The organism is Pseudomonas sp. OA65 (assembly GCF_017498305.1).
Taxonomy (GTDB): Bacteria; Pseudomonadota; Gammaproteobacteria; order Pseudomonadales; family Pseudomonadaceae; genus Aquipseudomonas; species Aquipseudomonas zanjanensis.
In genome coordinates this window covers 62614-69238 of the sequence record NZ_JAGDEZ010000031.1, presented here as the reverse complement: position 1 = coordinate 69238, position 6625 = coordinate 62614, and the positions used below count along the sequence as shown (strand labels likewise).

The following is a 6625-nucleotide window of genomic DNA, read 5'->3' as shown; positions in this document are numbered from 1 at the left end:
CGCCTTGTCAGAAAATCGAAGTGGTGGAAGCCGCCCACCCGGTGCCTGACGCCGCTGGCCTGGCCGTGGCCCAACGGGTGCTGGAGCTGGTGAGCAATCTCAGCGAAGACGACCGGGTGATCTTCCTGTTGTCCGGCGGCGGTTCGGCCCTGCTCGCGTTGCCAGCCGAAGGCATCACCCTGGCCGACAAGCAATCGATCAACAAAGCCTTGCTCAAATCCGGCGCGACCATCGGCGAGATGAATTGCGTGCGCAAGCACCTCTCGGCGATCAAGGGCGGGCGCCTGGGCAAGGCCTGCTGGCCGGCGACGGTGTACACCTACGCGATTTCCGATGTACCCGGCGATCTCGCCACGGTCATCGCTTCCGGCCCCACCGTGGCCGACCCCAGCACGTCGGCCGAAGCCCTGGCGATTCTCCAGCGCTACCACATCGAGGTGCCGGCCTCGGTGCGCACCTGGCTGCACAGCCCGGCGTCGGAAACCGTCAAGCCCGGTGACCCGAGCCTCGCCCGCAGCCACTTCCAGTTGATCGCCCGCCCCCAGCAGTCATTGGAAGCCGCGGCGGTGAAGGCCCGGCAGGCCGGTTTCAGCCCACTGATCCTCGGCGACCTGGAAGGCGAATCCCGGGAGGTGGCCAAAGTCCACGCCGGCATCGCCCGGCAAATCGCCCTGCACGGCCAGCCGCTGGCAGCACCGTGCGTGATTCTCTCCGGCGGTGAAACCACCGTCACCGTGCGCGGCGATGGCCGTGGCGGGCGCAATGCCGAATTCCTGCTGAGCCTGACCGACAACCTCAAGGGCCATCCCGGCATCTACGCCCTGGCCGGCGACACGGACGGCATCGACGGATCCGAAGACAACGCCGGCGCCCTCATGACCCCGGACAGCTATCGCCGCGCCGCCGAGCTGGGCCTGTGTGCCAGCGACGAGTTGGACAACAACAATGGCTACGGCTACTTCGCCGCCCTCGACGCGCTGATCGTCACCGAACCGACCCGTACCAACGTCAACGACTTTCGCGCCATCCTGATTCTTGAGGATCCAAAAAATGATGCTCGATAAAATCAGTTCCTCGCGCCGCGCTCATCTATGACATCTGCGCGTTTATGGACGGGCCGTTAACAGAAGTTGTTCACCAAAACAAAAGATCGTACTCAGTGTTAATTCGCTGAGTAATGCAACGTATCTACAGGCACGGAATTTGTGAGACGCCTTGCCTGGCGACGTGGGAGGCCAACCACAATACGAGCTCGAATCTGTCTGTAATGCTGAGGCACTTCCATACTAGGCCACGCTTCGTGTTCCACCTTGGCTAAAGCGAAGATGCATCATGCCCACCCCTCAAGTCGCAACGTCGCCCGAACCAAGCGTTGTTCCTCGCTTTCGATTTCCCTGAGGTTCTCGCAGATGCTCTGAATGTGAGCGATAGCCGCCTTTCGCGCCTGTTCAGGCAAGCGGCCGGTGACGGCGTTGTAGAGCCGCGCATGTTGACGGTCGATCTGACGCTTTTGCGGTTCGCGGTGGTAGAGGTTGTTGACCGAGGTAAACACCGAGTTGAGCAGCAAATCTGTCAGCGAACGCAAGGTTTGCACCAGCACCGGATTATGCGAAGCCTCGCAAATTGCCAGGTGAAATGCATGATCGAGCTGGGCATGTTCACTCGCCTCCAGCGAACGACTGTGGACATCGCGCAACGCATCGTAGCTACGGGTGATGAGGACGAAATCAGCCTCGGTTCCGCGCAAGGCCGCCAAACGCGCTGACTCGCCCTCGAGCAGGCTACGTACCTCGAATAGATCATAGAGCGTACGTGGCTGCGAGCTGAACAAGTACATCAGCGGTGACGCCAATCCATGCCCCGACAGGTCCGCCACGAATGATCCCTTGCCTTGCTCGGTCTTGATAATCCCGCGAGCGCGCAACAACTTCAGCCCCTCTCGAAGGGCGGTACGGGAAACGCCGAGTTTTTCCGTCAGTCGACGCTCCGAAGGCAACAGTTGCCCGGTCTTGAGCACGCCGTCTACGATCAGGCGCTCGATGCGCTCACACACCACATCGGCGACTTGCAAATTACGGCTCGATTCTACGCTATTCATTGATTATCCAACTGGTATGACCAGCTTCAGCGCAAATCTTGCGCTTGCCTTGACAGGATAATAAGCCGATGTTTTTAAAGTCTTTTTCCAAAAAAAAGAAGGAAGCAAGATTAAAAAACTGGTTCGACCAGACCTACAACACGTAGACAGTAAAGCGTCTCACACCAATGATGCAAGTCAGCAGTATCAGAACAGACTTCTAATAAAAACAACCGAGTCTCGCCCACCGTCTATGAACATTCTCTACGATGAACGCGTCGACGGCGTCCTGCCTGACGTTGACAAAAGTGCGTTGCTACAGGCCCTGCAAGCTCAGCTTCCAAACCTTGAAATCCTGCATCAGCGCGAAGAGCTTAAACCGTACGAATGCGACGGGCTCTCCGCCTATCGCACCACGCCCATGCTGGTGGTGCTGCCACGTCACCTAGACGAGGTCCAGGGCGTGCTTCGTCTCTGCCATGAACGCAAGGTACCCGTCGTCGCCCGCGGTGCAGGTACTGGTTTGTCCGGCGGTGCGCTGCCGTTGGAAAAAGGCGTGCTGCTGGTGATGGCGCGCTTCAACAACATCCTGCACATCGACCCCGCCGCCCGTACCGCACGGGTTCAACCGGGCGTGCGTAACCTGGCGATTTCCCAGGCTGCCGCGCCGTTTGGCTTGTACTACGCGCCAGACCCTTCGTCCCAGATCGCCTGCTCCATCGGCGGTAACGTGGCAGAAAACGCCGGTGGCGTGCATTGCCTGAAGTACGGCCTGACCGTCCACAACCTGCTCAAGGTCGACATCCTCACCGTTGACGGTGAACCCTTGAGCCTGGGATCCGACGCGCTCGACTCACCGGGCTTTGACTTGCTCGCACTGTTCACCGGTTCCGAAGGCATGCTCGGAGTGATCACTGAGGTCACGGTCAAACTACTGCCCAAACCGCAAACCGCCAGAGTGCTGCTGGCGGCTTTCGACTCTGTCGAAAAGGCCGGTCGGGCGGTCGGTGACATCATTGCCGCAGGCATCATCCCGGGCGGCCTGGAGATGATGGACAACTTGGCCATTCGCGCCGCCGAAGACTTCATCCACGCCGGCTACCCAGTGGACGCAGAAGCCATTTTGTTGTGTGAACTCGATGGTGTAGAAGCCGACGTTCATGATGACAGCAATCGCGTGCGCCAGGTGCTGGAACAAGCCGGCGCCACCGAAGTGCGCCAGGCTCGGGATGAAGCGGAACGCATACGTTTTTGGGCCGGGCGCAAGAATGCGTTTCCGGCGGTGGGCCGCCTCTCTCCGGATTATTACTGCATGGATGGGACGATCCCGCGCCGAGAATTACCTGGCGTACTGCGCGCAATTGCGGCGTTGTCGACCGAATACGGCCTGCGAGTGGCCAACGTTTTCCATGCAGGTGACGGCAATATGCATCCGCTGATTCTGTTCGATGCCAATCAACCGGGGGAACTCGATCGCGCCGAAGCACTGGGCGGCAAGATCCTCGAATTGTGCGTGAAAGTCGGCGGCAGCATTACTGGCGAACATGGTATCGGCCGGGAGAAGATCAATCAGATGTGCGCACAGTTCAACAGCGATGAGTTGACCATGTTCCATGCCGTCAAAGCAGCGTTTGATCCGAGCGGTTTGCTCAACCCCGGCAAGAACATTCCCACCCTGCACCGCTGCGCCGAGTTTGGCGCCATGCACGTTCACATGGGTCAGATGCCCTTCCCCGATCTGGAGCGTTTTTGATGCGCAGCGAACACGATATCGATGACAGTGGCGCGCTGCTGGAGCAGGTCAATCAAGCGTTGCAGAATGCCACTGCGCTGCGCATCCAGGGTTCCAACAGCAAGGTGTTTCTTGGACGTATCGCGGCGGGTGAAGTGCTCGACACGCGCTCCCACCGTGGCATCGTCAGCTATGACCCGACTGAGTTGGTGATCACCGCCCGCTGCGGTACGCCGCTGTCAGAGCTAATGAACGTATTGGACAATGCACAACAAATGCTGCCCTGCGAAGCACCCTCCTTCAGCAAAGATGCCACGGTCGGCGGGATGATCGCTTGCGGGTTATCGGGGCCGCGGCGGCCTTGGTCGGGGTCGGTACGCGACTTTGTCCTCGGCACACGGGTCATCACCGGGCACGGCAAACATTTGCGCTTCGGTGGCGAGGTGATGAAGAACGTAGCGGGCTATGACCTTTCACGGTTGATGGCCGGCAGTTTCGGCGCACTTGGCGTGATCACCGAGGTTTCACTCAAAGTCCTTCCGAAACCACGTCAGTGCTTAAGCATCAGCCTTGAAATGGACAGCGAGCGCGCCTTGCTTCGCCTCGCGGAATGGGGCCAGCAGCCGCTGCCGATCAGCGCGGCCTGCCACGACGGGGAGCGTCTGCACCTGCGCCTGGAAGGAGGCGAAGGTTCGGTGGCGGCGGCCCATGATCGTTTAGGTGGCGAGTGGCTGGACTCTTCGTATTGGCAAGATCTGAACGAACATCGGTTGAGTTTCTTCGATGAGGATCAGCCCCTTTGGCGCCTGTCCTTGCCGCATAACACGCCCCGGCTGTCCCTGCCGGGTGCTCAATTGATCGATTGGGGCGGCGCCCAGCGTTGGCTCAAGTCTGGCGCCGAAGCGACCTTCATTCGCTCCCTCGTCGAACAAGTCGGAGGGCACGCGACCTGCTACAGCCATGGTCTGATCGACAGCCCATTCCAACCGCTGCCTGACGCACTGATGCGCTACCACCGGAACTTGAAACAACAACTCGATCCACGGGGAATCTTCAACCCCGGTCGCTTGTACGCGGAGCTTTGAATCATGCAGACAACCCTGAGCGAAGACGCCCGCCAACTGCCTCGCGCCAAAGAAGCCGAAAGCATTCTGCGCAGTTGCGTGCACTGCGGTTTCTGCAATGCCACCTGCCCGACCTATCAACTGCTGGGTGATGAACTGGATGGCCCCAGGGGGCGCATCTACCTGATCAAGCAGGTGCTTGAAGGCAACGAGGTGACCCGCAAGACACAGGAACACCTGGATCGCTGCCTATCTTGCCGCAACTGCGAATCCACTTGCCCTTCTGGTGTCGACTATCACAACTTGCTGGACATAGGCCGGGCGGTGGTCGATGCGGCAGTGGCGCGCCCTCTCGGTCAACGACTGATGCGCGAGGGTTTGCGCGGCGTGCTGCCCAATCCGGCGCTATTCAAAGGGCTGGTTAACAGTGCCCAGGTTTTCCGCGCATTGTTGCCAAACTCGCTGCAAGTCAAATTGCCTCGCACCGTGTATCCGGCAAAGCCACGACCGACCACTCGTCATACCCGACAAATGCTCATGCTCGAGGGCTGCGTGCAACCGAGTCTGTCGCCCAATACCAACGCGGCCGCCGCACGCGTGCTGGATCGACTGGGGATCAGCGTCACCACAAACCGCGAGGCCGGATGTTGCGGCGCGGTGGACTATCACTTGGACGCTCAGGCCGCCGGCCTTGAGCGGGCCCGCCGCAACATCGATGCGTGGTGGCCAAGCATTGAAAGCGGTGCCGAGGCCATCGTGCAAACCGCCAGCGGCTGCGGTGCCTTCATCAAGGAGTATGGCCACCTGCTCCGCACCGACCCGGTGTATGCCGACAAGGCAAAAAGGGTCAGTGCCCTCGCCAAGGATCTGGTGGAAGTATTGCGCGGCGAGCCGTTGGATAAGCTCGGTGTACACAGCGACCAACGCCTGGCGTTCCACTGCCCCTGCACTTTGCAGCACGCGCAAAAACTCGGGGGTGCAGTCGAAGCCATTCTGACAAACCTGGGATTCAACCTGACCTCTGTTCCCGATAGCCACCTGTGCTGCGGCTCGGCGGGCACTTATTCGCTGACCCAACCCGAACTGTCCAGACAATTGCGCGATAACAAACTCAATGCGCTGGAAAGCGATCCCCCCGACGTCATTGTCACCGCCAATATCGGCTGCCAGACCCACCTCAACGGTGCAGGTCGAACCCCTGTCAGGCACTGGATCGAACTGATCGAAGCCGCGTTGCCTTAAACGAGCACTGGAGAATTCCCATGAAAAGCAAAGCCGTACTGAGCCAGACCGAAGTCAGCAAAATTCTCGCGGCCGCACGTACCGAAGCCCAACACAATCAATGGGCCGTCACCATCGTGATTGTCGATGACGGAGGCCATCCATTGGCCCTCGAACGCCTCGACGGTTGCGCACCAATTGGCGCCTACATCGCCACCGAAAAGGCACGCACTTCGGCCCTGGGTCGGCGTGAGTCCAAAGGCTACGAGGAGATGGTCAATGGCGGGCGCCACGCCTTTTTGTCAGCCCCCTTGCTGACCTCCCTTGAGGGCGGCGTGCCGGTCATCGTCGACGACCAGGTGATCGGTGCGGTCGGTGTGTCGGGGGTCAAGGCTGAGCAGGATGCGCAAGTGGCCAGGGCCGGTGCGCAATGTCTGAAGTGAATTGAGCGGGAAGGTATTAAAGCTAGACCGACATTGGGTGCCTCACCTTTCAGAGGGTGACTGAACTATCCAGTCGCCCTCCACTGGT

At 59.9% G+C, this 6625-nt stretch carries 6 protein-coding genes; 5 read left to right on the top strand and 1 reads right to left on the bottom strand.

The genetic code is table 11. The features are described 5' to 3' along the window. Positions 1-1064 (top strand): glycerate kinase (locus tag J3361_RS22170; RefSeq protein WP_207966323.1); only part of this gene is annotated, 1064 nt, incomplete at its 5' end. Between the two features lie 266 nt (positions 1065-1330). Here J3361_RS22170 and glcC read toward each other — a convergent pair. Beyond that, a complete protein-coding gene (gene glcC, locus J3361_RS22165; RefSeq protein WP_207966322.1) occupies positions 1331-2098 on the bottom strand; it encodes a transcriptional regulator GlcC in 768 nt (255 codons plus the stop codon). A 232-nt stretch (positions 2099-2330) separates the two neighbouring features. Here glcC and glcD point away from each other — a divergent pair, with 232 nt between their 5' ends. The 4 genes from glcD to J3361_RS22145 are packed head-to-tail and all read left to right on the top strand — an operon-like array spanning position 2331 to position 6537. Further along, entirely contained in the window at positions 2331-3830 is a 1500-nt protein-coding gene (gene glcD, locus J3361_RS22160; protein WP_207966321.1) for a glycolate oxidase subunit GlcD, read from the top strand. After that, positions 3830-4894 carry a glycolate oxidase subunit GlcE gene (glcE, locus tag J3361_RS22155; RefSeq protein WP_046061923.1) on the top strand — a complete coding sequence of 355 codons (1065 nt, stop codon included), beginning with the start codon at positions 3830-3832 and terminating at the stop codon, positions 4892-4894. The genes glcD and glcE overlap by 1 nt, the downstream gene beginning before the upstream one ends. Positions 4895-4897: 3 nt before the next feature. After that, on the top strand, positions 4898-6115 hold the full coding sequence (glcF, locus tag J3361_RS22150) for a glycolate oxidase subunit GlcF (RefSeq protein ID WP_207966320.1): 1218 nt from the start codon (positions 4898-4900) through the stop codon (positions 6113-6115). A gap of 20 nt (positions 6116-6135) precedes the next feature. Beyond that, the gene (locus J3361_RS22145; RefSeq protein ID WP_046061925.1) at positions 6136-6537 is read left to right on the top strand and encodes a heme-binding protein; all 402 of its coding nucleotides are present in this window, start codon (positions 6136-6138) and stop codon (positions 6535-6537) included. The last annotated feature ends 88 nt before the right edge of the window (positions 6538-6625 follow it).